The 24,510-nt window shown below is 69.4% G+C and carries 19 protein-coding genes; 10 read left to right on the top strand and 9 right to left on the bottom strand.

What is annotated here, in order from left to right; all coding sequences use genetic code 11:
- Positions 1-59: 59 nt before the first annotated feature.
- The 3 genes from OG381_RS37385 to OG381_RS37395 all read right to left on the bottom strand — a co-directional run bounded on the left by OG381_RS37385 (position 60) and on the right by OG381_RS37395 (position 4,228).
- Positions 60-1,574: a sensor histidine kinase gene (locus OG381_RS37385; RefSeq protein ID WP_327720398.1), complete on the bottom strand. Its 1,515-nt coding sequence runs from the start codon at positions 1,572-1,574 to the stop codon at positions 60-62.
- Positions 1,575-1,599: 25 nt separating this feature from the next.
- Positions 1,600-3,501 (bottom strand): glycoside hydrolase family 15 protein, encoded by a 1,902-nt coding sequence (locus tag OG381_RS37390; protein ID WP_327720399.1) that lies wholly within the window; start codon positions 3,499-3,501, stop codon positions 1,600-1,602.
- A gap of 229 nt (positions 3,502-3,730) precedes the next feature.
- The gene (locus OG381_RS37395) at positions 3,731-4,228 is read right to left on the bottom strand and encodes a DUF6415 family natural product biosynthesis protein (protein ID WP_327720400.1); all 498 of its coding nucleotides are present in this window, start codon (positions 4,226-4,228) and stop codon (positions 3,731-3,733) included.
- 189 nt (positions 4,229-4,417) lie between these two features.
- Between OG381_RS37395 and OG381_RS37400 the strand changes: the two genes are divergently transcribed.
- Positions 4,418-5,806, top strand: coding sequence for a Tat pathway signal protein (locus OG381_RS37400; protein WP_327720401.1), 1,389 nt, complete (start codon positions 4,418-4,420; stop codon positions 5,804-5,806).
- A gap of 72 nt (positions 5,807-5,878) precedes the next feature.
- Complete coding sequence (locus tag OG381_RS37405) at positions 5,879-6,379, top strand: SAM-dependent methyltransferase (protein ID WP_327720402.1); 501 nt, start codon at positions 5,879-5,881, stop codon at positions 6,377-6,379.
- A 62-nt stretch (positions 6,380-6,441) separates the two neighbouring features.
- Here the strand turns inward: OG381_RS37405 and OG381_RS37410 are convergent, their stop codons facing one another.
- The gene (locus tag OG381_RS37410; protein WP_327720403.1) at positions 6,442-6,951 is read right to left on the bottom strand and encodes an ATP-binding protein; all 510 of its coding nucleotides are present in this window, start codon (positions 6,949-6,951) and stop codon (positions 6,442-6,444) included.
- 131 nt (positions 6,952-7,082) lie between these two features.
- Here OG381_RS37410 and OG381_RS37415 point away from each other — a divergent pair, with 131 nt between their 5' ends.
- Positions 7,083-8,324, top strand: a complete 1,242-nt coding sequence (locus tag OG381_RS37415; protein WP_327720404.1) for a helix-turn-helix transcriptional regulator — start codon at positions 7,083-7,085, stop codon at positions 8,322-8,324.
- 74 nt (positions 8,325-8,398) lie between these two features.
- On the opposite strand, the gene cutA is transcribed toward OG381_RS37415, so the two are convergent.
- Positions 8,399-8,719: a divalent-cation tolerance protein CutA gene (gene cutA / locus OG381_RS37420; protein WP_266405338.1), complete on the bottom strand. Its 321-nt coding sequence runs from the start codon at positions 8,717-8,719 to the stop codon at positions 8,399-8,401.
- Positions 8,720-9,599: 880 nt separating this feature from the next.
- Between cutA and OG381_RS37425 the strand changes: the two genes are divergently transcribed.
- From OG381_RS37425 to OG381_RS37440, 4 genes are all read left to right on the top strand, one after another.
- On the top strand, positions 9,600-10,805 hold the full coding sequence (locus OG381_RS37425) for a site-specific integrase (RefSeq protein ID WP_327720405.1): 1,206 nt from the start codon (positions 9,600-9,602) through the stop codon (positions 10,803-10,805).
- 457 nt (positions 10,806-11,262) lie between these two features.
- Positions 11,263-12,561 carry a bifunctional 3-oxoadipate enol-lactonase/4-carboxymuconolactone decarboxylase PcaDC gene (pcaDC, locus tag OG381_RS37430; RefSeq protein WP_327720406.1) on the top strand — a complete coding sequence of 433 codons (1,299 nt, stop codon included), beginning with the start codon at positions 11,263-11,265 and terminating at the stop codon, positions 12,559-12,561.
- A 73-nt stretch (positions 12,562-12,634) separates the two neighbouring features.
- Positions 12,635-13,270, top strand: coding sequence for an MBL fold metallo-hydrolase (locus OG381_RS37435; protein WP_327720407.1), 636 nt, complete (start codon positions 12,635-12,637; stop codon positions 13,268-13,270).
- 30 nt (positions 13,271-13,300) lie between these two features.
- A complete protein-coding gene (locus OG381_RS37440; RefSeq protein ID WP_327720408.1) occupies positions 13,301-14,080 on the top strand; it encodes an exodeoxyribonuclease III in 780 nt (259 codons plus the stop codon).
- On the opposite strand, the gene OG381_RS37445 is transcribed toward OG381_RS37440, so the two are convergent.
- On the bottom strand, positions 14,081-15,823 hold the full coding sequence (locus OG381_RS37445) for an SGNH/GDSL hydrolase family protein (protein WP_327720409.1): 1,743 nt from the start codon (positions 15,821-15,823) through the stop codon (positions 14,081-14,083).
- A gap of 191 nt (positions 15,824-16,014) precedes the next feature.
- Here OG381_RS37445 and OG381_RS37450 point away from each other — a divergent pair, with 191 nt between their 5' ends.
- Positions 16,015-16,422, top strand: coding sequence for a DUF6278 family protein (locus tag OG381_RS37450; RefSeq protein WP_327720410.1), 408 nt, complete (start codon positions 16,015-16,017; stop codon positions 16,420-16,422).
- Positions 16,423-16,547: 125 nt separating this feature from the next.
- A complete protein-coding gene (locus OG381_RS37455) occupies positions 16,548-17,291 on the top strand; it encodes an amino acid ABC transporter ATP-binding protein (RefSeq protein ID WP_327720411.1) in 744 nt (247 codons plus the stop codon).
- A 234-nt stretch (positions 17,292-17,525) separates the two neighbouring features.
- Here OG381_RS37455 and OG381_RS37460 read toward each other — a convergent pair whose 3' ends face one another.
- On the bottom strand, positions 17,526-19,094 hold the full coding sequence (locus OG381_RS37460) for a CocE/NonD family hydrolase (protein ID WP_327720412.1): 1,569 nt from the start codon (positions 19,092-19,094) through the stop codon (positions 17,526-17,528).
- A gap of 116 nt (positions 19,095-19,210) precedes the next feature.
- Entirely contained in the window at positions 19,211-19,969 is a 759-nt protein-coding gene (locus OG381_RS37465; RefSeq protein WP_327720413.1) for a hypothetical protein, read from the bottom strand.
- Positions 19,970-20,113: 144 nt separating this feature from the next.
- Here OG381_RS37465 and ggt point away from each other — a divergent pair, with 144 nt between their 5' ends.
- Positions 20,114-21,931, top strand: coding sequence for a gamma-glutamyltransferase (gene ggt / locus OG381_RS37470; protein WP_327720414.1), 1,818 nt, complete (start codon positions 20,114-20,116; stop codon positions 21,929-21,931).
- Here ggt and OG381_RS37475 read toward each other — a convergent pair whose 3' ends face one another.
- Positions 21,932-24,475, bottom strand: coding sequence for an ATP-dependent Clp protease ATP-binding subunit (locus OG381_RS37475; RefSeq protein ID WP_327722647.1), 2,544 nt, complete (start codon positions 24,473-24,475; stop codon positions 21,932-21,934).
- Positions 24,476-24,510 lie beyond the last annotated feature (35 nt).

Here is a 24,510-nt window from a genome sequence, read left to right on the forward strand (position 1 = left end):
GAAGGGGGAAGGGCGCCCGTGGATGTAACGGGCCACCGGGAACGTCGAGGGACGGGGGCTCAGGGCGCGGGCTGCTCTGTCGAAGCGGCGGAAGAACCGGCTCTCCCGCCGGCCTGGATGCCGTTGCGGAAGGCGGCTGCGAGCCCTGGCGTCGCCCCGGTCACGGGGGCTTGCTCCCGCTCGCGCGATGGACGGAACGAGCCAGCCTGACGTCTACGCGTGGGAAGAGCGGGCGCATCAGCAGAGTGACCTGCCTCTACGGCTCCTGGTGCCCCCACATTGCCGGGGTGTGTGACCTGGCCTGCCGTCGGGACGGCTGGAGCCGCGGCGACCTGCTGCGGCGGAGCGGATGGGCGGGCTTCCTGGTGCCGCGCGGTCGCATCGTCGACAGAGGGAATCGCTACCAGGAGCCGTGCCGGGATGACGACGAGGGCGGTGGTCCCTCCTGTTACGTTCTCCTGAAGGAGAACAGACAGCCCGTGCGACTGGGCGATCTTCGCGGCGACCAGCAATCCGAGTTGGCCAGCCCGGACTTGGCCGCTGACGTCGACTTCGTCGGGGGCTTTGAGCAGGTGATTCATCTGCGCCCGCGTCTGCGGATGCATGGGGATAGCCCGGTCCTCGACTTCGACCGCCAGCCCGTTCGCCACGCGCTGCGCACGCACCATCACCTTCGTCGCGGGATCGGAGCACTCGCAGGCGTTCTCGATCAGCTCGGCCAGCAGGTGCGTCAGGTCCGGGCCCACATGGCCGGGAAGACCTAGCTCGGCGCCCACGGACCCGGCGGCGACGGACACACGTGGATACTGCACGACCTCGGAGACGGCGCCGCGCAGTGCCGTCGCGACGGGAACGGGCCGGCGCACGCTACGCAGGGACTGGCCACCCAGCACCGCAGTGCTCTCGACCTGGCGACGCATCCGCGTCACGAGGTGATCGATCTCGAAGATCTTGGCCAGTAGCTCCGGGTCGTCGGTCAGCATCTCCAGCTCGCTCAGTGCCTGAAGCGCCTTGCCGACCAGTGCGTGCTCGCGCATGGCCAGACGGCGCAGCACTCCCAGGAGGACGACGGACTGGGACTCGTCGTGCACCCGTATCAGCGACGCGATGGCCTGCACCTGGAGGGCACTCAACGCCGTGTTGATCTCGGCGTTCGGAATGGCCGACGTTGGCGCCTGCAGGTCCGGCAGCGGCGGGCGTCCCCCGCGGCACAGCTCATCCGCCGACCACTGCACCGACTTCTCGACGGCCGCCGCTGCCCCCGCAACCGCTGCCAGTGCCGCTGCCCAGTCCTCCTCCGCGGTCGCCTGCACGGCCCCTGCCGCCGCACGCGCTCCGCGAGCCGCCGCCGTGGCGACCCCGGCCAGTCCGCAGACCAGGCAGGCCAGGAGCCACCCGGGGCCTACGGCGGACACCGACCAGAGGGGGAAGGCAGCACCCAGCAGCGCGGCTAGCAGCACCAGGGGCAATGCCACGGCGCGGCGGACACGGTGCAGCGTGAACGCGTCGATCGGAGGCCGCCGTCTACGGTGGCCGGTAGCGGCCGGCCGTGCCGGGAAGGCGCTGTCAGGCATGGGAATCCTCGTCAGGTGGGGGTGACTAAGCGTGTTGCGGCGTCAGGTCTGCGCAGATCTGGCGTGTGCTGCGTGGGGCTGAACGGGGCGTCGGAACCGCGACCGCGCCGCGGTCGTGTGAGGACTGCGTCGACAGGAGCTGAAGGAGCCGGGCGCTCTGGATCAGGCCCATGTGGCTGAACGCCTGCGGAAAGTTGCCGAGCTGGCGCCGTTGGACGGGGTCGTACTCCTCGGCAAGGAGCCCGAGGTCGTTGCGCAGAGCGAGGAGGCGTTCGAACTGGGCGTGGGCCTCGTTGAGGCGGCCGACCAGAGCCAGGGCATCGACGAGCCAGAAGGAGCAGAGGACGAAGGTGCCCTCATCGCCCTTCAGGCCGTCCACCCCGGTACGATCACCGATGGTCGGGTAACGGCGCACGAGCCCGTCCGGCGAGGAGAGTTCACGACACACTGCGTCCACGGTGCCGATGACGCGGGGGTCGTCGGGCGGCAGGAAGCCGACGCGGGGGATCAACAGCGTGGCGGCATCCAGCTCCTGGGAACCGTAGGACTGGGTGAAGGTGTTGCGCACCGGATCGAAGCCCTTGGTGCAGACCTCGTGGTGGATGGTTGCCCGCAGCTCGATCAACGGGGCCACGTCGATGTGGAGGGCACCGGCCTCGGCCAGGCGGATGGTGCGGTCGACCGCCACCCAGGCCATCACCTTGGAGTGGACGAAGTGCCGACGTGCTCCGCGGATCTCCCAGATGCCCTCGTCGGGCTCCTGCCAGCGCTGTGCCAGAAGCTCGATGAGTCGCTGGTGCAGCACGGCGGTGTCGGCGCAGTGGGCGACACCGCTCTCGTGTGCGAGGTACAGGGTCTCGATGACCTCGCCATACACGTCGAGCTGCAGTTGATCCGCCGCCCCATTACCGACCCGTACCGGGGTCGAGCCCTCGTAGCCGGGCAGCCAGGACAGCTCCCGTTCCCGCAAGTCACGCTCTCCGGTGATCCCGTACATGATCTGCAGGTTCTCCGGATCACCGGCCACGGCGCGCAAGAGCCATCGCCGCCATGCCTGCGCCTCCTGCCGGTACCCGGTCCCCAGGAGCGCGGCCAGCGTCGTGGAGGCGTCCCGCAACCAAGTGAAGCGATAGTCCCAGTTCCGGTTTCCGCCGATCTCCTCGGGCAGCGACGTGGTCGGCGCCGCGACGATCCCACCGCTCGGCTCGTACGTCATCGCCTTCAGCGCGATCAAGGATCGGACCACGGCCTCGCGATATGGCCCCTCGTAGGTGCACTCCCGTGTCCAGTCCTCCCAGAACGTGAGTGTCTCGGTCAGCGCGGACTCGGGGTCGGGAACGTCGGGCGCCGCTGCGTGGGACGGGCACCAGCTGAGGACGAACGCCACGCTCTGCCCGGCGGCGACGGAGAAAGCACTGACCATGACGCCGTCCTTCTCCACCTGCGGGACGCAGGTGTCGAGCCACAGAGCGTCCGCGCCGGCCTCCGCGACCATGCGCCCACCGACATCGTGAATCCACGGGCTGACGCTGCCGTACCCCGGCCGTGGACGCATGGCCGAGATCATGGAGACCTCACCGGTCAGGCCCTCGACGATCCGGATCACCTGCGGTGCCCCGTCGCGCGGTGGCATGAAGTCCCGGACACGGACCGAACCGGCCTCGGTGCGCCATACCGATTCGAGGACGAGCGAGTCACCGCGGTACCGGCGCTCAGCGACTGCTTCGGAGCTGGAACGGTCGGCAGGAGCGGCCGGAGCGATCCGCCAGGTGCCGTGTTTCTGCGTGCCGAGCAAGCCGGTGAAGACGGCCGGCGAGTCGAACCGGGGCAGGCACAGCCAGTCGATCGAACCGTCATCGCAGACGTGGGCACTGGTCTGCATGTCGCCGATCAATCCGTACTGCTCGATGCGCCGAAGCCGTTTCATCGTGTCGATCTCCGTGAGCCCCGCAGGTCCGGGGCGGTATCGGGACCGCCGCAGCGGCCGGGAACGGTGGGAAGAGGAGAGGCCGGTGGTTACCGGAGCGAGGAAGGGGCGTTCCGGGGCGGCGGCAAGTCCTCGTCGGCCCCCGCAGGGCCGGCCGCGCGCTCGCCGCGAAGAACCAGCCAGGCCATCGGCCCGAGGACCAGCCCGATGACGACGGCCCCGGTCACCGTCATGTCCGCGGTACCGAAGCGGCGAAGACCAGACAGGCCAGGGCGACGGCGAAGACCGCCCCGCGCAGCGCGTTGATCTGCGGCTTCCGCCAGCGCCGCCCGCGCTTCGATCGGATCGGCCCGGGACCGCCCCGTTCCACGTGTGCCATCAGCTCCCGGGTGGCTTCGGCGAGCTTGACCAAGTACACCCGGCTCGGCATGTAGCCCTCGGGAATGCTTTCGGAGCAGAGCCGTTGCGCTCGCACCAGGACGGGGCTGCCCACAGCGGTCCGTGCTCCCAACTGGGCGACATGACCGCGCAGAAGCCGAACGAGGTCCTCCACATCGGCAGCGTTCTCGGGCAGCGGTGAATCCTCGCCCAGCACGAGCGTTACCGTCTCCGACGCGGCAACCACGTGATCGCGCTCTGGCGCCAGCACCACGGTGGCGGACTCTCGCCGCCCGCGCCCGCCTCCGAGCTGGCTGTCGCCCCGGCGAGGGTCCAGCGAAAGGCGCATGACACAACTCCTGTTCGGATCAAGCCAAAGTGAGCCCAAGTCACCAAGTGGCACCGAGGACTGACGTGCGAAGTGAGTGATCTGGTCGCTACGTTGAGCGAACCGTGAATCACGGCCGAGCGGTATGCCCACACCGCCCGCAGGGCCGTCAAAGGCGTCAAAGATCATTTCGGAACCGAGGGGCAGTCCATGGCCCGTGAACGCAACGTCGCCCTCGCCGCACTTCTGCGCGCTGCAGGCTGGTCCCAGCCACAAGCCGCCGCCGCGGTGGCCCGCGTGGCCGCTGAGAGCGGAGTGCGCGAACTCGACGCGATCTCCCGCTCGCACATCGCCATGTGGGTCCAGGGCACAAAGCCCAGCGGCAGAGCACCGCATATCCTGCGCGAGACGCTGTCCCGCAGACTCGGCCGCCGCCTCTCCCTGGCCGATCTCGGGCTGGAAGAAGAGCCGACAGGCACGACCGACTGCGGTTCCGACTGGAGCGTCGACCCTCTGACCGCACTGGCCGAGCTGGGAAGCGACGATCTCGACATGCACCGACGCAAGCTGCTGGCCACCGCCGCCTACTCCGCAGCCGGCCTTGCCCTGCCCACTACCTCGTGGTGGGCAGCCGCCCCCGCTGCAGCGGCGAACCGCCGACCGGCCTCCTCGCGCTCGGTGACCCGGGCGGACATCGACGACGTCCGCGATCTCACGGTCTACTACTCCGCGCGCGACCAGCAGCGAGGCGGCGCATCCGGCCGCAAGGCCCTCGCCAGCCACCTGCTCGACGGTGCGGTACCGCTGCTCGGCGGCCGATTCCGCACAGATCAGCTCCGCCGCGACACGTACTCCGCCGTGGCGGAGATGACCTACCTCGCCGGTTGGATGGCCTTCGACGCCAGCGAACACCGCACTGCCCAGCGCTACCTCACCATTGCCGCCCGCATCGCGGCGGAAGCTGGAGACGGACCGCTCGGTGGTCACGTCCTGCGCGCCCTCGCCCACCAGGCCGTGGACCTCGGGCATCCACGCCGGGCACTGGCCCTGGCCGACGCCTCGATGTCCCGCGACCACTACGGCCAGGCCAGCCAGCGTGAGAAGGCGTTGCTGGCGATCGTCCATGCACGCGCCCTTGCGTCCGACGGCGACCGGGCCGGCACCCTCGCGGCCATTAGCCGCGCGGAGCGGGACCTCGCCCGCGCCGACGCCACCGAGGCACCGGCCCGCGTCGGCTTCTTCCAGGAAGCCTCCCTCGCCCACGAGACGGCCTGCGCTCTGCGCGACATGGGCCAGCCTCGGGACGCGGAGATCCACTTCAAGCGCAGCGTGGCCACGCGCCGACGCCAGCAGTTCGCCCGTACCCACAGCGTGACGCTCGGCTACCTCGGCGCTGTCCAAGTCCAGCAGGGACGCCTCGATGAGGCATGCGCAACCTGGAACGAAGCACTCGACGCCATGGCCGGTATCCAGTCCGGGCGTGCCCGCGACGTCATCGTCCGCATGCAGAGCGACATCTCGCCCGTCCGGCAGCGTGGTGGTCGCCACGTCGCCGAACTGGACCGCCGCGCGCGAGGCATGTTGCGCGCCATAGGCTGACCACAGAACGGTTTCGCGGCGCTGACCGGAGGCCGCCGCGCACGCTACGCCCAGGGAGAGGAACGAGCGCTGATGTCGACCTACGAGGTCAAGTCGATCGCAACGGTCGTCGGCGGCCACACCCGCGTACAGGACGACTACCAAGGCGGGGTCGAATCGATCATCCGGCTCGACGACGCGTATCCCCTCGAAACGCTGCAAGGAATCGAGGAGTTCTCCCACCTGACCGTGACCTGGCGCTTCCATCTGGCCCGACCCGAAGACGTCCAGCTCCACGCACGCAGTCCAAGGGGAAACCAGAACTGGCCGGCGACCGGTACGTTCGTCCACCGTAACCACCGGCGCCCCAACCAACTGGCGGTCAGTTACCCGCGGTTGCTCAAGGCCGAAGGCAGGGACCTCCTGGTCACCGATCTCGACGCCGTCGATGGGACGCCCGTGATCGACCTGGCACCGTACTTCGAACAGATGGGGCCTCAGGGCTCGATCCGTCAGCCAGCATGGCCTGGCGAGATGCTTGAACCGAACTACTGGGCGAAGGCAAGCGAACGGCCCTCCGGCAATCCCCTGTAGGGGAAGTGGCTGAGCTGCCCGACTCGTCAACCGCATGGCCGGGAACCAGTTGGAAGTCTGGCTCAACCCGCAGCCCTCGCGTACCGGAACTCACACCACGTCTCCTTGCCGCTGCTCTCCCACGCGTCTGAGATCGCATCGACAAGCCGGATCCCGCGACCGGATTCACCGTCGGGCCCGGCTTCCTTGAGTACGGCTGGGGCCGGGTTGTGATCGGTGACCGAGACGCGCACCACGTCGACGGCCACCGTGATCCGGAGCACGACTTCTCCCTCACCGTGAATCACGGCGTTGGTGACCAGCTCCGAGACGGCCAGTACGACGACCCCCGCCACCGGCTCCGAAACACGGCACCGCCGCAGGAACGCCCCGGCTGTCTGCCGCATCTCCCCAACTTTCGCGAGATCAGGGAGAAAGGCCGCCTGACAGCCATGGGAAGCCGCCGGTATGCCTGCCCTCGCCGATGTGCTGTGCCGGTCTTCGTGAACCGACCTCGCGCATGACATGCCTGCCACGTCGGCAAAGCTACGGATGCCCCCGCCGGGCGGGGTCTCCTCTTGGAGCCTGGTCATGGGGGCTATCGCACCGCGTGGCGACGCCGTCGACCAGGGGAATCCCGAGGGGGAAATATCTGTCAAGGGGGAAAGTTGGAGGGGGAATTGAGGCCATGATTGGATTCCGCCCACCAACAGAGGTCACACTCATGCCAGATCCGTTCGCCGACCTGCTCCTCCGGCTCCGGCAGGAGGCGGGCAGGACGCAGGAGGAGCAGGCAGACGCGATCAACGCTGTCTCCGGCCGGGACACCATGACCCGCCGAGAGATCAGCCGCTATGAGAACTTCGAGAACGTCCCTACCAATCACACAATCGCCCACATCGCGGCGGCCTGCGGTGTGCCCTTCGAGGAGCTACAGCGGGCGGCCAAGGCTGCCCGCGCTCGGAAGAGAAAGGGGCATGCCAATGCGGAGGAGGACCGGGACGCCGTGAAGCGTCGCACGCTGCTGGGTGGCGCCGCTGTCGGCGTGAGCGCGGCTGCCGAGCCCTGGGGGCGCCTCGCCTTCGCCCTCAGCAAGGGGTCCAAGATCGATTCGCCCTCCGCCGTCGCGCTCATCGACCGGGCCGCTGAACTACACGTCCAGGAACTCAATCTCAGCGCCCGGCGGCTACAAAGCACGGTCGAGTCGCATCTTGACGCGATCACCGCGGCTCTGCCTCGTGCCGGCGAGCACGAGCGGGCTCTCACTATCGCCGCCGGAGAAACCGCCGCCCTGGCCGGTTGGGTTGCCTGGGACCTGGGTGAGCACGACAAAGCCGACGCCTACTACAAGGTCACGTCGCAGTGTGCGACGACCGCCGGGCACCCTCCGCTCCGAGCCCTGGCCCTGACCTACAGCAGCTACGGCGCCTCGACGCCGAAGGCGAAGTTGGAGTTCCTTTCCCAGGCGGCCAGCGATGTGCGAGGCCACGGCAACGCTACTGCTGCCGCTTGGGTCCTCGGCAGGCACGCCGAGGAGGCTGCGGCGGCCGGTGACGAGATGGGGGCGCTCCGGGCGTTGGAGCGAGCGCGCTTCGCCTACGACTTCGCGGATCACACCAACGAGCAGGCGTGGGTCCGGTTCGTGACCCCGTACCGCATGGACTCGCTGGCCCTCTCTGTATACGGGCAGTTGGGGCGTCCCGAACTCACCGCTGCAGCAGACACCGCAGTCGACCGCCTCGGAGACGAACTCCCGGACGGAGGCGTCGTGATCCTCGGTGATCTCGCTTCGGCCCTGCTGCGTGGAGGTGACGTCGACCAAGGGGTCTACGTGTCACGCCAGTTCGCCGCAGCAGCTCAGGCCAAACCCAACACGATGGGCAAGGAGCGCGCATCGACTATCGCAGCGTCGCTCCCAGACCGTGAGCAGGAGCTCGGCAGCTATCTACGGCAGTTCGCTTCCTGAGTCCCCACACGCCGTTGGCGGGTAAGCCCAGGACGCGAACGCCGTCGTACGGCCGGCCCGGCGCTCCGCAGAACCTATGCCGTCTCCTCGACAACCCAAGACAGGTATGCCTCCGACCCTCCGGTCACGGGCAGCGTGATCCACTGGGGAACGTCGTACGAGTGCTTCTCGTGCAGCCACGCCTCCAGTGCCGGGAGACGGTCCGTCGTAGTCACATACGAGATCCGCCACTCCTGCGCCGTCTCGACCTTCCCCTTCCACCAGTAGAAAGCTGTGATCGGCGCATCAATGTGAACGCCTGCTGCCAGCTTGCTCTGGACCGCGCCACGGGCCAGCGCCTTCGCCTGATCCTCGTTGTCGCTGGTCGTCTGCGCGATCACAATCTCGTTGGCCATGCGACTACCTCTCCAGCTCGGGTACCGCGACCCTACCCAGCCGTCCAGCGCGCATCGAAGTCGGTAGCTACCGGTGAAGGCGGGCGGGACTCAACCAGCGACCTGGACCACTGAGACAGGCAGCAGGCCATTCAAACGCTTGGCGACCTGAACGCGTGGACCGCATAGATGCGTGACCTCACCGGGGTGTTGTGTCGTCCGTTGGGCTTCGTACTGACCGCAAGGCAGGCCGGCGAGCCCCTGACTTCCGAGGGCGACAGCGCGTCGGCGGGTGCCTAGCGGAGAGCGAGCGGCGGCCCGGACGAGGTCGGCCGATAGGGCGAATTCTTTCTGTGTCCTCAGGCTGACTCGGCATTTCGCCCATGGCAGACGAGAAAGGGGCTCGAAGGACTGGAACCCTCTCCGGGTGTATGTCAACGTACAACACCTCGGAAGTGCGAGGTCGGTAAGCGACCCGCCTGGAGATCCAATGAGGAGTATTTCCGCCGATGCGCGTCCTCCGATCAGTCCGGCCGACCGCCCCTGTCCGCTTACTCTTTGTGCGATACACGGTGGACCGTTCATGCCGGATCCACATACGGGGGCGGATCGATTGGCGTCGAGGCTGGCAGTCGGGGCGAGCCTCTTTTTGGAGCGCGAGCGCAACATAGACCAAGATTGCCGGTTAGCCAAACCGGCGATCGTCGCGACCATTGAGCAGGTCCGCATTTGGCTGTACTTGGCAGTGGAGCCGTAGCGGACACAGAAGAAGGCAGCGCTCCCCAAACCCCCGGGGAGGGAGAGGAGGAGCATCGGCTACCGCAGCGGTGATACCCGCGGCACCCTTCGCTGAAGCGCAGCGGCCCCTCCGCCCGCGTGCAGTTTCCACACCTCAAGGAGAGTGAGTACTCTGTCCGATCCCATCAAGAAACTTCCACCGAACTCGAAGGGGAAGGTTCGATACCGGTTTGTTGTCGACGCAGGAATCGACCCCGATACTGGTAAGCGTAAGCAGTTGAGGCGCACCTTCGACTCGTTGAAGGAAGCTAGGGTTGAGTACGCGAACATAACTAACCGGCGGCATGATGGGTCGCTTGTGCCGCCCAACAAGATCACCGTGAATGAGTGGCTTGACCGATGGCTGGCCATGAAAGCGGAGGATCTCGAAGAAACCACCATCTACAACTACGGCATTACCCTGGACCGAGTTCGGGGGAGGCTCGGTAATATCCGTCTCCAGGACCTTACTGAAGAGCACGTGGAAGAGTGGAGGGACTGGGCGCTGGCGCATGGCCGCGTGCGTGGTAAAAGGGCCGGGACGCCACTCAGTGTCACGAGTGTGGATATGAGCCTCGCTCGGCTGAAGGAAGCGCTGGGGAGAGCCGTTACCCGGCGGTTGGTGTACGTCAATGTCGCTGCGCACGTGACCATTCCCCGGAGAGCGCGCAAGGAAGAACGGAAGACTAAAGAGGAGGTGCCGCCCTGGAACGTCCAGGAGGTTCAGAAATTCATCCATGGAATTAGGGGTGAGCGTCTCTATGCTGCGCTTCTTCTTTCGCTGATGGGGCTTCGTCCAGCTGAAGTCTGCGGCCTCCGGTGGGAAGACGTTGACTTGGAGAACGCCACGATCGTCATTGCCAACACGCGCACGATGATGGGCAACCGGTACGTGGTGGAGAAGGACACCAAGTCTCTTGCGGGTGAGCGGGACCTGCCGCTGCCGGCGCTGGTACTGGGAGCCCTCAAGGCATTCCGGGCTCTCCAAGCCGAGGAGAGGCTTGCTCTGGGGGAGGCGTACACGGTGTCGGGCTACGTGCTGGTACATGAGACGGGCGACGCCTTCACGATCAAGCAACTTCGCCGACGCGCGTACCGGCTTATGGAGCTTCTCGGGCTCCGTCGCGTCAGGCTCTACGACGCACGCTCGTCGTGCTTCACCTTCCTGGCCAACAACGGCGTCCCGGACCACATCCTCGCGCGATGGGCCGGACATACGAACGTAAAGACGACCAAGCGGTGGTACGTGAAGCCGGATGTAGAAGATCTTCGCGGAGCCGCCACCACTTGGGATGGCCTGCACGGGGGTGCGGCAGAGGGGCAAGAGTGAGCCACGCGGACTATGAGCCGAGCGACTTGCGCGCCGTATGGCCTGCAGGAATGGGGCGAGGGGACTTCGGAGACCGCTTGCTGGTTTTGGACCGGTGGCTGTAACTGAGAGCATCCGGCTACGGCCAAGCCTTCTACCAAGCGTTCACCGTGTGGTGTTTAAGCTGCTGTTGGGCGGGATTTCGGAAGGTTTCCAGGTGGATCACGCCGAGCCTCGTTCGTGCCACCACACTCGATGCTGCTTCCTGAACCGCCTGGAGGCCGTGATCAAAGAGGAAAGCGTCGCTCGTAGCGACTGAAGGAGGGCACTCGCCCGGAGGGCCCACTGCCGACACGGCCACGAGTACATGCCGGAGAATGTATACCTGGGTTCTCGTTGGCAGGACCGGAGCGGGGCAAGGCCCGCTAGGTCCACCCCGGCGATGTGACATCTCGTGACAGATGAGAGGCTCAGACGGGTGAGCGAGACACCACCGAACACCTTGCAATACCGCTTTGACGGGCCGGAAGACGCACCTGTCCTGATCCTGGGACCCTCCCTGGGTACCACATGGCACATGTGGGACCGGCAGGTTCCCGAGCTGGCCAAGCAGTGGCGGATCTTCCGGTTCGACCTGCCGGGGCACGGCGGCGCCCCCGCCTACCCGGCGGGCTCGGTCGGCGACCTCACCGCCCGGCTGCTCGCCACCCTGGACCGGCTCGGCATCCAGCGCTTCGGCTACGCGGGCTGCGCGCTCGGCGGCGCGGTCGGCCTGGAGCTGGCCCTGCGCCACCCGGAGCGGGTCGCCTCGCTCGCGCTGATCGCCGCCTCGCCGAGATTCGGCACGCCGGACGAGTTCCGGCAGCGAGGCGTGATCGTGCGGACGAACGGGCTCGACCCCATCGCCCGTACCTCCCCCGACCGCTGGTTCACCGGCGGGTTCGCCGCCGCGCAGCCCGCGATCACCGACTGGGCCGTGCAGATGGTCCGCACCACCGACCCGGGCTGCTACATCGCCGCCTGCGAGGCCCTGGCGTCCTTCGACATACGGGCCGACCTCGCCCACGTCGGCGTGCCCACCCTCGTCCTCGTCGGCTCCGACGACCAGGTCACCGGCCCGGCGGAGGCCCGTACGCTCGTCGCCGGCATCCCCGACGCACGGCTCGCCGTGGTGCCGGGCGCCTCCCACCTCGTACCGGTGGAGCAGCCCGCGGCCGTCACCGACCTTTTGGTCCGGCACTTCTCCACGGCCTGGCAGCCCGCCTACGACTCCGCCACCGGGCAGACGGCCATCCCGGCCGCCCCGGTCAAGCCGGTGCTGGCCGCCCCGCCGCAGCTCTCCCCGATCGCCGAGATCGCCCCCGCCGTACCGGCGCCCTTCGTGGGCGGGGGACGGCCCGACCCGTACGACGCCGGGATCAAGGTGCGCCGTGAGGTGCTCGGCGACGCGCACGTCGACCGGGCGCTGGCGCAGGCCGACGAGTTCTCCGGCGACTTCCAGGAGTTCGTCACCCGCTACGCCTGGGGCGAGATCTGGGACCGCCCCGGCCTCGACCGCCGCTCCCGCAGCTGTGTCACGCTCACCGCCCTCGTCGCGGGCGGCCACCTGGAGGAGCTCGGCTTCCACGTCCGGGCCGCCCTGCGCAACGGGCTGACCCCGGTCGAGATCAGGGAGGTGCTGCTGCAGGCGGCGGTCTACTGCGGGGTGCCGGCGGCCAACAGCGCGTTCAAGGTGGCCCAGCAGGTCATCCGGGAGGAGACGACTCCCGAGGAGTGAGTGCCTCAGCCGGGCAGCGCGACCACCAGGCTGAGCCGCCCCGGCGCCCCTTCCAGGAGGCAGGATGGAAGCCATGAAGCTCACGAAGATGTCGCACGCCTGTGTCCGCCTCGAGAAGGACGGACGCACGCTCGTCCTCGACCCCGGCGGGTTCAGCGAGGCGGACGCCGCACTCGGCGCGGACGCGATCCTCGTCACGCACGAGCACCCGGACCACTTCGACGAGGGGCGGCTGCGCGCGGCCCTGGAGGCGAACCCGGCGGCCGAGATCTGGACCCTGAAGTCCGTCGCGGAGAAGATCTCCGGTGCCTTCCCGGGCCGGGTGCACACCGTCGGCCACGGTGACACCTTCACGGCGGCCGGCTTCGACGTCCAGGTCCACGGCGAGCTCCACGCCGTCATCCACCCGGACATCCCGCGCATCACCAACGTCGGCTACCTCGTCGACGGCGGCCGCGTCTTCCACCCCGGCGACGCCCTGACCGTCCCCGGCCAGACCGTCGAGACGCTGATGCTCCCGGTCATGGCCCCCTGGAGCAAGATCTCCGAGGTGATCGACTACGTCCGCGAGGTCAAGCCGCAGCGGGCCTACGACATCCACGACGCCCTGCTCACCGACCTCGCCCGCCCCGTCTACGACAACCAGATCGGTGCCCTCGGCGGCTCGGAGCATCTGCGGCTGGCGCCCGGGGAGAGCACGTCGCTGTGAGTGTCAGTGGCGCCCGGTAGGTTGTCAGGCATGCGCATCGCGACCTGGAACGTCAACTCGATCACCGCCCGCCTGCCGAGGCTCCTGGCCTGGCTGGAGAGCAGCGGCACCGACGTGCTCTGCCTCCAGGAGGCCAAGCTGGCCGAGGAGCAGTTCCCGTTCGACCAGCTGCGCGAGGCGGGCTACGAGGCGGCGGTCAACGCCACGGGCCGGTGGAACGGGGTGGCGGTGATCTCCCGCGTCGGCCTGGAGGACGTCGTCAAGGGCCTGTCCGGCGACCCGGGCTACGACGGGGCTCCCGAGCCCCGCGCCATCTCCGCGACCTGCGGCCCGGTCCGCGTCTGGTCGGTGTACGTGCCCAACGGCCGCGAGGTGGACCACCCGCACTACGCCTACAAACTCCAGTGGTTCGAGGCCCTCAAGGCGGCCGTCGCGGGCGACGCGGCGGGCAGCCGCCCCTTCGCGGTCCTGGGCGACTACAACGTGGCGCCGACCGACGACGACGTCTACGACGTGGCCGCCTTCGAGGGCCTCACCCACGTCACCCCGGCCGAGCGCGCCGCCCTCGCCTCCCTGCGCGAGGCGGGCCTGTCCGACGTGGTCCCGCGCCCCCTCAAGTACGACCACCCCTTCACGTACTGGGACTACCGCCAGCTCTGCTTCCCCAAGAACCGCGGCATGCGCATCGACCTCGTCTACGGCAACGAGCCGTTCGCGAAGGCCGTCAGCGACGCCTACGTGGACCGCGAGGAGCGCAAGGGCAAGGGCGCCTCGGACCATGCCCCGGTGGTCGTGGATCTCGACGTCTAGTCACCGCAGCAGACCGAGGTCCACGGACCCGGCGAGCGCCGCGAGACCCGTGTCCCCCGGGTGCAGATGGTCGCCGCTGTCGTAGGCGGGCAGCATCCGTGCCGGGTGGTCCGGGTCGCGCACCACGCCGTCGAAGTCGAGGACGCCGTCGAACACACCGGCGTCCCGGATCCAGGCGTTCACCGCGACCCGCTCGCCGTCCACCGCGGCCGCGTCCTCGCAGGGCAGGATCGTCGCGGCCAGCATCCGCAGCCCGCGCGCCCGGCCCCGGTCGGCGATCTCCCGCAGGCCCGCGATCACCTCGTCCGCCGTGGCGCCCCACCGCAGGTCGTTGACGCCCTGGAAGACGACGGCCGTACGGACCGACGTCTGCGCGAGGACATCCCGGTCGAACCGGTGCAGGGCGCTCACCCCGCCGGTGTCCGTGGAGACCCCGTCACCGGGATAGCGGTCGGTGACCACACGGTTCGCGGAGATCCCCTGGTTGAGCACCCCGTAGTGCGGGACCACGTCCTGCGCCGGCAGCCGTGCGGCCAGCACGTCGGGCCAGCGCCGGTTGGCGTCCACCGTCGACTTGTCCCCGTCGGTGATCGAGTCGCCGAGCAGCACCACGGACCCCGGCCCGCCGCCCACGTCCACCCCGGTCAGCAGCGGCCAGCTCGTCAGGACGGTGGTGTACGCCGTCCCCGGGCCGTCGGCCGTGTGGTCGCCCGCCTCGCTGACGTAGGACCGCTGCTGCGCGAGCCGGTGCACGGGCGCCGCCGTCACCGTCCCCGGCAGATGGAAGCTCACCAGCAGATTCGCGTCCGCGGGCACCTCGAAGTCGAGCGGATCGCTGAACACCTGCGCCCCCGCGGGCACTTCGACACCCATCGCACCCCGGAAGGCGACCGGCACCGGCACGTCCCGCGCCGCCGCACCGGCCTCCTGGACCGCCACCGTCGCGCTCCCGATCCGCACGGGAGCCGCCGCGAAGGTGTTGTCGAACCGCAGCCGCACCCGCGGCCCGCCCACGGAGGGGTGCACCACCAGCCGCAGCGTCCGCTCGCTCCACGGCCCCACGGCCGGATACCCGGCGGTCGCGGCGGCCCAACTCCCGCTCCAGCCCGCACCGGTGGCCCGCACCGACACCGCGAACACATGCAGGGCGGGTGAGTCGGGCAGCCGTACGGAGACGACCTGGCGGCCGCGCGTGAGCGGGACGGTGATGACGTACAGCCGTGCCTTCTCGGCGAGTTGACCGCCGGGCGTGTTCACGTGCGGCAGCGGCACCGCCTTCGTGGCGAGCGGGCCGGTGCGCCAGTCGGGGGCGGTGAGCCGGTAGGAGGAGCTGCCGCCGTTCGCGTACGACACCCTGCCCGTACCCGTCACGTCGCTGCCGCCCGTGCCCGCCACCAGGAAGGCGAGCGCGTCGCCCCGGCCGCCGACGCGCACCGACTGCCCGGCGGCCCGTACGTTGTCCGGCGCCCCCGCCTCCCGGCGCGGCCACGACAGCCGCGCCCCCTGCACGGTCGGCGTCCCGCCGGGTGTCCAGCCCGCCGCGGTGAGGTCCTGGGCCGACAGGGAGGCGCCCGACCCGTCGAAGTCCGCCGCGCCGGGCCGGGTGTCGTCGCTGACCGCCGTGTTGTCGAAGAGCCGCTCCAGCGGCAGCGTTTCGGCTCTCTCCGCTCGCCGCGGGGCACTGGCCTGCACCGGTCCTGCCGGTACCAGGACCGCGCACAGGGCGAGGGCGAGCGCGGACATCCGTACACCTCGGCGCACCTGGTTCCCCCGTTCAGCACCGGTCAGGACGAGACGAACGACGCTCCGTGAAGTTAGGGAGGCGCCGGTGGCGCGTCAACGAGCCATGCGCGAACTCGGCGTGAAGTCGCCCCGAATCGACTCCCGGCGCGCGCCTGTGGTGCTGGGACGTATGCCAATGACACGCTGGGCATATGAAGATCCCTTTTCTGGGCAACCGGCGTAAGGAACCCGAGGTGCACGACGCCGAGGGCATCGCCGAGCTCCTCTCCGAATGTGAGCTGCTGCGCCACCAGGCGTACCGCAGCGGTGTCCAACTCGACGACACCGTCGCCTCGTTGGAGGCGCTCGACCAACTGGTGCCGCGGTGGCGGGACGACGCGGAGGTCCTGGAGTGGCTCGGCAACGACGCCGGGCTGTATCTCGGGACGGTGATCGTACGGACCGTGGAGGGGGCGAGCTGGGGGATCCGCTCCGACGGGCAGCCGGTGATCCGGCTCACCTCCGGCCGGGAGTTCGATGTCGTCGCCGACGGCCATGAGTGGGCGGCGAGCGGGGTGCCCGAACTCTCCCAGTTGTACGCCGAGGTGGCGGAGGCCTAGAGCGGACGTATAAGCACGGAGTAAATACGGCTAATGCCCGAAAAGTGCGTGTCGTGTATTAACTCCAGTCCTGTCTGGATAGTTTGCGGCAATCGCGACACAGCTGAGAGTGGGTAGGGCTGGGCATGGCCGTCGATCCGTTGATCGAGCTGCGTGACGTCAACAAGTACTACGGGGAACTGCATGTCCTCCAGGACATCAACCTCACTGTCGGCAAGGGGGAGGTGGTCGTGGTCATCGGCCCGTCAGGGTCGGGAAAGTCGACCCTGTGCAGGGCGATCAACCGGTTGGAGACCATTCATTCCGGTGAGATCCGGCTGGACGGACAGCCGCTGCCGGAGGAGGGCAAGGCCCTCGCGAAGCTCCGCGCCGAGGTCGGCATGGTCTTCCAGTCCTTCAACCTCTTCGCCCACAAGACGGTCCTCCAGAACATCTCGCTGGCTCAGACCAAAGTCCGCAAGCGCGGGAAGGGCGAGGCCGACAAGCGGTCCCGTCAGCTTCTCGACCGGGTGGGTCTCGCCGACCAGGCGGACAAGTACCCGGCGCAGCTCTCCGGCGGCCAGCAGCAGCGCGTGGCCATCGCCCGCGCCCTCGCCATGGAGCCCAAGGCCCTGCTGTTCGACGAGCCGACCTCGGCCCTCGACCCGGAGATGATCAACGAGGTCCTGGAGGTCATGCGGCAGCTCGCGAAGGACGGCATGACCATGGTCGTCGTCACCCACGAGATGGGCTTCGCCCGTTCGGCCGCCAACCGCGTCGTGTTCATGGCCGACGGCCGTATCGTCGAGGACCGCGCCCCCGAGGAGTTCTTCACCAACCCGAACAGCGAGCGAGCGAAGGACTTCCTCTCCAAGATCCTCACGCATTGACCCGGCGGGAGTGCGACCCATGTTCCGCACCACACGTGTGTGCAAGGACCCGATGGTCGGCCCCCATGCCGGCGACCTCCTCGCGTCGGACCTCTACTACGCTGTGCCGTTCATCCCCGTGGTGACGGTGATCCCGCCGGGGAGGCCGCTGCCGGGTGGGGATCCCCCCACGGTCCCGAGACCGTAGGGGGGTGGCAGCTCACAGGGCCATACCCGACCGGCGCCGGCCGGAGATCACTGCTCGCGCAGCGGAATCGACACGTACGACGGGTCGTTCGACGGCGAGGAGAAGGTCAGCCGCGCGCCGGACGGGTTGTGCTCGATGTAGAGCGGGTCGACCGTGTCGACGACCAGGGCGAGACGGTGCCCTGCCGGGACGTCGTAGGCCGTGGAGTACAGCTCCAGGTCGACGCCGAACGGCTGGCCGGGCGTCTGCCCGTGGAAGGTGTACGGCGCGTTGCTGACCAGCTTGCCGAGGCCGAGCGGCCCCACGTCGTACAGATAGGCGACGAGGGTGCCGCTCTCCTTGGTGGGAGTGACCGTGGTGTGCAACTCGGCGGTGCCGCGCACCTGCTGGGCCGTCGCGTACTTCTCCGACTGCCATACGGCCGCCCAGGCGCGGGGGAGCAGGGGGATCGAGGCGACCGGGGGCAGCTTGGCGATCTGGTCGAGGATGCTGGACAGGAGGACGATCCCGCCGTTCGCGCCCGAGTCGACGTTGGTGTGGATCGTGGTGGTGCCGGACAGGGCGAGCTTCTTGCGGGTCGCGCCGACCGACTTCCAGTCCGGGTAGCCCTCGTAGCCGCCTGTGGAGCGGGACTTGAGCCGGACCGGCAGCTCCTTGTCGATGCCGTTGGTCTCACCCTTGAGGTAGTGGTCGAACCAGCGCTCGGTGTCGGTCCACACGTCGTTGGGCAGCCCCAGCAGACCGGTGAGCTCGGGGGTCGCGTGGTCGCCGGGACGGAGCTCGAGTCTCTTGGGGCCGGTGAGCTTCTCGTAGAAGTCGGCGTACTGGTTGGGTGAAAAGACCGTGTCGCCCCAGGCGTTGGCCATCATGACCGCCGCGCCGTTCTTGTTCAGCTGATCCACGTATGTGGCGGCCGAACGTTTCTTCCCCCAATTGATCATGTCCTGTTCCCTGGACAGGTCGGAGGCGTAGAGGTTGTCGAAGATCTCCCGGAGTTCGGCGCTCTGGCGCCCGGTGACCAGGCTCGCGCCGTCGAGGAGGGCCGCGGCCTGGACGTGCTGGGTGCGCCCCGAGTAGATCGAGTCGATCAGGTCGGCCCAGCCGCTGAGGGCGGCGACCGCCTTGACGCGCTTGTCCTGTGCGGCGGTGAGCAGGCTGATGCCGGCTCCGTAGGAGACGCCCGCCATGCCGACGTTCCGGGCGTCGGCCGGGGTGTGGGCGAGGGCCCAGTCGATGACCTTGCGGGCGTCGGCTATGTCGGGCGGGCCCGCCACTTCTATCTCCCCGCCGGACTGCCAGAAGCCGCGCACGTTGTAAGTGAGCACCACATAGCCGGAGTTCGCGAGTTTCTGGGCCTGCGCGACGTACTCGACCTGGGGCAGGCCCCAGCTCGTGGGCAGCACGAGCAGCGGATAGGAGCGGCTGCCGTCGGCGCCGGCCGGGGTGATGACGTTCGCCTTGAGGACGGTGCCGCCCTCGCCGGCGATGTCGACGAACCGGACGTCGTTCGTCGCGGCCTGCGCGGCGGGGGCGGTGCCGAGGACCCCACCGGCGATCAGGGTCGCGGAGACGGCGCCCACGGCGGTGGTGCGCAGGGCCTTGCGATGGTGTCCCACGGGTCACTCCTCACTCGTGTCAATGCAAAGTGACCCGACGGTAACCGCGGTTTCTTACCGTAGGTAACCCGTCGGTAAGTTACGCGGCAGTAACGATTGGTGTCATGTGAATGAATTCAGGACGCGCGGTGGGAGTTGCGCGGAGCCGCGGGCGCCGGCAGCGGTGCCTGTGCCGCCCGGGTCACGTCCGCGATCAGTTCGGCGACATCCGGGCCGTACGCCTGGGAGTTGACCACCTTCAGCAGCAGGACGAACGTGTTGTCGCCGTACTTGCGGGACAGCCGCTCGTGGTTGCGGGCCAGGTAGCGGGTCGCGGCCTGGTTGGTGATCGCGGTCTGACCGCTGAACAGGAAGACGGGCCGGTTCAGGCCGGGCTGCCCCGCGGTGAGCCGGGCCAGCAGCACGTACTCGGACACGCCCTTCTCCATGCGGTAGCGCTCGCTGCCGATCTGGAGGGCGAGCCGGTCCGGGCCCGGTTCCGGGTCGGTGTTCACCCGCACCCCGGGCAGCATGGCGTGCATATGGGCCGCCATGCGCCGGTTGGACCCCGGGCCGCCGACACAGAACTCCGTGCGCTCCCCGAAGCCCTGCCGGGCCGTGTCCTGGGTGATCACCTCGGCGTGCGCGCCGCAGTCCTTGATGAGCGCGGAGAGCTCCAGGAGCGCGAAGACGTCGTAGCGGTGCACGGCGAGGTCCGGGCTGCCGGCGTCGCGGTTGACGACGAGGAGGGACTCGGAGTTGTCCGGCAGCCCGAAGAACGCCTGCTTCTTACGGAGCTTGCGCTTCCACAGATAGGTGCGGGCCACCCAGCCGAGGGCGGCACTGATGCCGGCCGCGACCACGCCCAGGACGATGTTGCGCACGTCGTCATTCATGGGCGCGCATGGTAGCGGGCCGACCTGGCTGGTACGTACCCGTGTTCGAAGTGTGGCGTTCTCGTGGCAGGTGCCCTGAATGGGGCTGTCGGGCCCCTGGTGTTGTGGTTACGCTGCGCGGACGGTCCCGGCCTGGAGGTACGCATGCGTCGCCCTGTCGCGCGGAAGCTTCTCGTCCTGGCGGTTTCGGCCGCCGTGGTGTCGGTCGGGGCGACAGCTCCGCCAGGGAGCTCCCCGGCCTCTCCGGCGCCGCAGAAGGTGCCCGTCGCCGTCGGCTACGGCGGCGCCGTAGCCAGCGTCGACCTCGACGCCTCCGCGGCCGGCATCGAGGTGCTGAAGAAGGGCGGCAACGCGGTCGACGCCGCCGTCGCCACGGCCGCCGCGCTCGGCGTCACCGAGCCCTACTCCTCCGGCATCGGAGGCGGCGGCTACTTCGTCTACTACGACGCCAAGTCCCGCAAGGTGCACACCATCGACGGCCGGGAGACGGCTCCGCTGACGGCCGGCTCCGACCTGTTCGTCGAGAACGGCAAGGCGATCGCCTTCGCGGACGCCGTCAGCAGCGGACTGAGCGTCGGCACGCCGGGCACCCCTGCCACCTGGGCGACGGCGCTCGGCAAGTGGGGCAGCAAACGACTCGGCACGGTCCTGAAGCCCGCCGAGCGGATCGCCCGCGACGGGTTCACCGTCGACGACACCTTCCGCACGCAGACCGCCGCCAACGAGACCCGGTTCCGCTACTTCCCGGACACCACGAAGCTGTTCCTGCCCGGCGGACAGCTCCCGGTCGTCGGCTCCACCTTCAAGAACCCCGATCTCGCCCGCACCTACGAGGAGTTGGGCAGGAAGGGCGTCGACGCCCTCTACCGCGGCGCCCTCGGGGACGAGATCGTCGACACCGTGAACCACCCGCCCGTGGACCCGGCCTCCGGCTGGAACGCCCGCCCGGGCGAGCTGTCGGAGAAGGACCTCGCGGCCTACCGCGCGAAGCTCCAGGCGCCCACGAAGACCTCCTACCGCGGACTCGGCGTCTACTCCATCGCGCCCTCCTCCTCCGGCGGCACGACCGTCGGTGAAGCCCTCAACATCCTGGAGAACACCGACCTCTCGAAGGCGAGCGAGGTCCAGTACCTGCACCGGTACATCGAGGCCAGCCGCATCGCGTTCGCGGACCGGGGGCGCTGGGTGGGCGACCCGGCCTTCGAGGACGTACCGACAAAGGAACTGCTGTCGCAGAAGTACGCGGACTCCCGCGCGTGCCTCATCAAGGACGACGCGGTGCTGACGAGCCCGGTCGCGCCGGGAGACCCGCGCCGTCCGGCGGCCTGCGCCAGTGGGGGAACGGCGGCGCCGACGACGTACGAAGGCGAGAACACCACCCATCTGACGGTGGCCGACAAGTGGGGGAACGTCGTCTCCTACACGCTGACCATCGAACAGACCGGCGGCAGCGGGATCACCGTGCCGGGACGCGGGTTCATCCTGAACAACGAGCTGACGGACTTCTCCTTCGTCCCGGCCAACCCGGCCGTCCACGACCCGAACCTGCCGGGTCCCGGCAAGCGGCCGCGCTCCTCGATCTCGCCGACGATCGTGCTCGACCGGCACGACAAGCCGGTCGTGGCGCTCGGTTCACCCGGCGGGGCGACCATCATCACCACCGTGCTGCAGACGCTGACGCGGTTCGTGGACCGGGGCGAACCGCTCGTCGACGCGATCGCGGCGCCGCGGGCGAGCCAGCGGAACGCCGCGCAGACAGAGCTGGAGCCCGCGCTCTTCAACGACACGAGCCCCGGGAGCCTCAGGTCCCGGCTGGAGGCCATCGGGCACTCGTTCAGGCTCAACCCCGAGATCGGGGCGGCGACCGGTGTGCAGCGGCTGCCCGACGGGAAGTGGCTCGCGGCGGCCGAGACGGTACGACGGGGCGGCGGCTCGGCGCAGGTGGTGCACCCGGCGCCGTAGTCACAGCTCAGGGGCGGGCGTCTCGTCCCGCGTACGGAACGCGAGACGCCCGCCCTCCAGGTCCACCGTCACCCGGCCGCCCTCCTTCACACGGCTGTCCAGCAGCAGCCGGGACAGCTCGTTGTCCACCTCCCGCTGGATCGTGCGGCGCAGCGGGCGGGCGCCGTACTCCGGCTGGTAGCCGCGCTGGGCGAGCCAGTCGACGGCCGGGTCCGTGAACTCGACCGTGATGTCCTGGGCGTGCAGCATGCGGCGGGTCCGGTCCAGGAGCAGGTTGGTGATCCGGCGAAGCTGCTCCTGCGTCAACTGGCGGAAGACCACGATCTCGTCGATGCGGTTGAGGAACTCCGGGCGGAAGTGCTCGCGCAGCGGCCGCAGGATCTGTTCGCGCCGGGCCTCCTCGTCGGCCTCCGCGCCGCCGGGGCCGAAACCGATGCCGGCGCCGCGGCGGGTGATGGCCTCGGAGCCGAGGTTGCTGGTCATCACCACGACCGTGTTGGTGAAGTCGACCGTGCGGCCCTGGGAGTCGGTGAGGCGGCCGTCGTCGAGGACCTGGAGCAGGATGTTGAAGACGTCCGGGTGCGCCTTCTCGACCTCGTCCAGCAGCAGGAGCGAGTACGGGTGCCGGCGGACGGCCTCGGTGAGCTGCCCGGCCTCCTCGTGGCCCACGTATCCGGGCGGGGCGCCGACCAGGCGGCTGACGGTGTGGCGTTCCTGGTACTCGCTCATGTCCAGGCGGACCATGCGCTCCTCGCTGCCGAACAGCGCCTCGGCGAGGGCGCGGGCCAGCTCGGTCTTGCCGACGCCGGTCGGGCCGAGGAAGAGGAAGCTGCCGATGGGGCGGTCGGGGCTGGCGAGCCCGGCGCGGGAGCGCATGACCGCCTCGGCGACCACGCTCACCGCCTCCTCCTGGCCGACCACGCGCTGGTGGAGATGCTCCTCCAGGCCGAGCAGCCGTTCCTTCTCCTCCTGGGTGAGGCTGGCGACCGGGATGCCCGTCTGCCGCGACACCACCTCGGCGATCGCCTCCGCGGTCACTTCCAGGTTCTGCCCCTCGTCGGCCTCGTCGTGCCCGGTGGCCTTATCGATGCGCTGCTTCAACTGCGTGATGCGGTCGCGCAGTTGCATGGCCTGCTCGTAGCTCTCGTCGGCGACCGCCTGGTCCTTGTCCCGGGCCAGCTGCTCGACCTCGCGCTCCAGGGCCCGGACGTCGGTGCCCTTGGTGCGGGCCCGCAGCCGTACCCGGGCGCCGGCCTGGTCGATGAGGTCGATGGCCTTGTCGGGCAGCCGGCGGTCGGTGAGATAGCGGTCGGACAGCTGCACGGCGGCCACCAGCGCCTCGTCGGCGTAGCGGACCTGGTGGTGGGCCTCGTAGCGGTCGCTCAGTCCGCGCAGGATCTCCAGGGCGTCCGCGACGGACGGCTCCGGCACCAGGATCGGCTGGAAGCGGCGGGCCAGCGCCGCGTCCTTCTCGATCCGGCGGAACTCCTCCAGCGTGGTCGCGCCGACGATGTGCAGCTCGCCGCGGGCCAGGGCGGGCTTGAGGATGTTGCCGGCGTCCATCGAGGCGGCCTCACCGCCGCCGCCCGCGCCGACGACGGTGTGCAGTTCGTCGATGAAGACGATCAACTCGTCGGAGTGGGCGCGGATCTCGCCCACGATGATGGTGAGCCGCTCCTCGAAGTCGCCCCGGTAGCGGGTGCCCGCGACCACCCCGGTCAGGTCCAGGGCGACCACGCGCCGCCCGGTCAGCACGTCGGGCACATCGCTCTCGGAGATCCGCTGGGCGAGCCCCTCCACGATGGCGGTCTTGCCGACGCCCGCCTCGCCGATCAGCACCGGGTTGTTCTTGCCACGCCGGGAGAGCACCTCGATGGTCTGCTCGATCTCCTCGTCGCGGCCGATCACCGGGTCGATACGGCCCTGCTGGGCCAGCTCGGTGAGGTCACGGCTGTACTTGTCGAGGGTCGGGGTGCCGGTGGCGCGGGGCGCCTCGGTGCGCGGCTGCCCGGCGTCCGGTGCCGTCTCGGGCGGCAGGGGCGAGGGCGCGAAGTGGGCGGAGTTGAGGATGTGCCCGGCCGCGGAGTCGGGGTTGGCGGCCAGCGCGCTGAGGACGTGCTCGGGGCCGATGTAACCGGTGCCGCGGGCCCGGGCCAGGTCGTGCGCGTCCAGCAGGGCGCGCTTGGCGGCCGGGGTCAGGGAGAGCGAGGTCGGCGGCGGGACCTCACCGGGCGGGTGCTGCACCGGGCCGGACCGTTCGTCGATCTCCTCGGCGAGCTCGTCGGGATCCGCGCCGGCCCGGCTGAGCAGGCTCCTGGTCGGCTCGGCGGACAGTGCCGCCCGCAGCAGATGCTGGGTGTCCAGGTCCCGGCTGCCGTGCTCGGCGGCGTACTGGGCGGCACCCCGGACCAGTTCACGGGCGGGCTGGCTCAGCAGCCGGCCGATGTTGATCTGCCGGGGTCCGGGCCGGGGTCCGCCGAAGAACCGGGCGAGGAACTCGCCGAAGGGGTCGTAGCCTTCCGATCCGTTGAAGCCGCTGGTCATGGCCGTTCCCATCCGGCCTCCCCGCAGGGCCCGGG

It is taken from the genome of Streptomyces sp. NBC_00490, from assembly GCF_036013645.1.
Lineage (GTDB): Bacteria > Actinomycetota > Actinomycetes > Streptomycetales > Streptomycetaceae > Streptomyces > Streptomyces canus_F.

Excerpts from the sequence above, each read along its gene's own strand:
- ggt (WP_327720414.1), top strand. The coding sequence starts at position 20,114 with ATGCGTCGCCCTGTCGCGCGGAAGCTTCTCGTCCTGGCGGTTTCGGCC.
- cutA (WP_266405338.1), bottom strand. The coding sequence starts at position 8,719 with ATGGCCAACGAGATTGTGATCGCGCAGACGACCAGCGACAACGAGGAT.
- OG381_RS37465 (WP_327720413.1), bottom strand. The coding sequence starts at position 19,969 with ATGAATGACGACGTGCGCAACATCGTCCTGGGCGTGGTCGCGGCCGGC.
- OG381_RS37445 (WP_327720409.1), bottom strand. The coding sequence starts at position 15,823 with ATGTCCGCGCTCGCCCTCGCCCTGTGCGCGGTCCTGGTACCGGCAGGA.
- OG381_RS37455 (WP_327720411.1), top strand. The coding sequence starts at position 16,548 with ATGGCCGTCGATCCGTTGATCGAGCTGCGTGACGTCAACAAGTACTAC.
- OG381_RS37410 (WP_327720403.1), bottom strand. The coding sequence starts at position 6,951 with ATGACCAGGCTCCAAGAGGAGACCCCGCCCGGCGGGGGCATCCGTAGC.
- OG381_RS37435 (WP_327720407.1), top strand. The coding sequence starts at position 12,635 with ATGAAGCTCACGAAGATGTCGCACGCCTGTGTCCGCCTCGAGAAGGAC.
- OG381_RS37450 (WP_327720410.1), top strand. The coding sequence starts at position 16,015 with ATGAAGATCCCTTTTCTGGGCAACCGGCGTAAGGAACCCGAGGTGCAC.
- OG381_RS37415 (WP_327720404.1), top strand. The coding sequence starts at position 7,083 with ATGCCAGATCCGTTCGCCGACCTGCTCCTCCGGCTCCGGCAGGAGGCG.
- OG381_RS37390 (WP_327720399.1), bottom strand. The coding sequence starts at position 3,501 with ATGAAACGGCTTCGGCGCATCGAGCAGTACGGATTGATCGGCGACATG.
- OG381_RS37475 (WP_327722647.1), bottom strand. The coding sequence starts at position 24,475 with ATGACCAGCGGCTTCAACGGATCGGAAGGCTACGACCCCTTCGGCGAG.
- OG381_RS37400 (WP_327720401.1), top strand. The coding sequence starts at position 4,418 with ATGGCCCGTGAACGCAACGTCGCCCTCGCCGCACTTCTGCGCGCTGCA.
- OG381_RS37405 (WP_327720402.1), top strand. The coding sequence starts at position 5,879 with ATGTCGACCTACGAGGTCAAGTCGATCGCAACGGTCGTCGGCGGCCAC.
- OG381_RS37440 (WP_327720408.1), top strand. The coding sequence starts at position 13,301 with ATGCGCATCGCGACCTGGAACGTCAACTCGATCACCGCCCGCCTGCCG.
- OG381_RS37385 (WP_327720398.1), bottom strand. The coding sequence starts at position 1,574 with ATGCCTGACAGCGCCTTCCCGGCACGGCCGGCCGCTACCGGCCACCGT.
- OG381_RS37395 (WP_327720400.1), bottom strand. The coding sequence starts at position 4,228 with ATGCGCCTTTCGCTGGACCCTCGCCGGGGCGACAGCCAGCTCGGAGGC.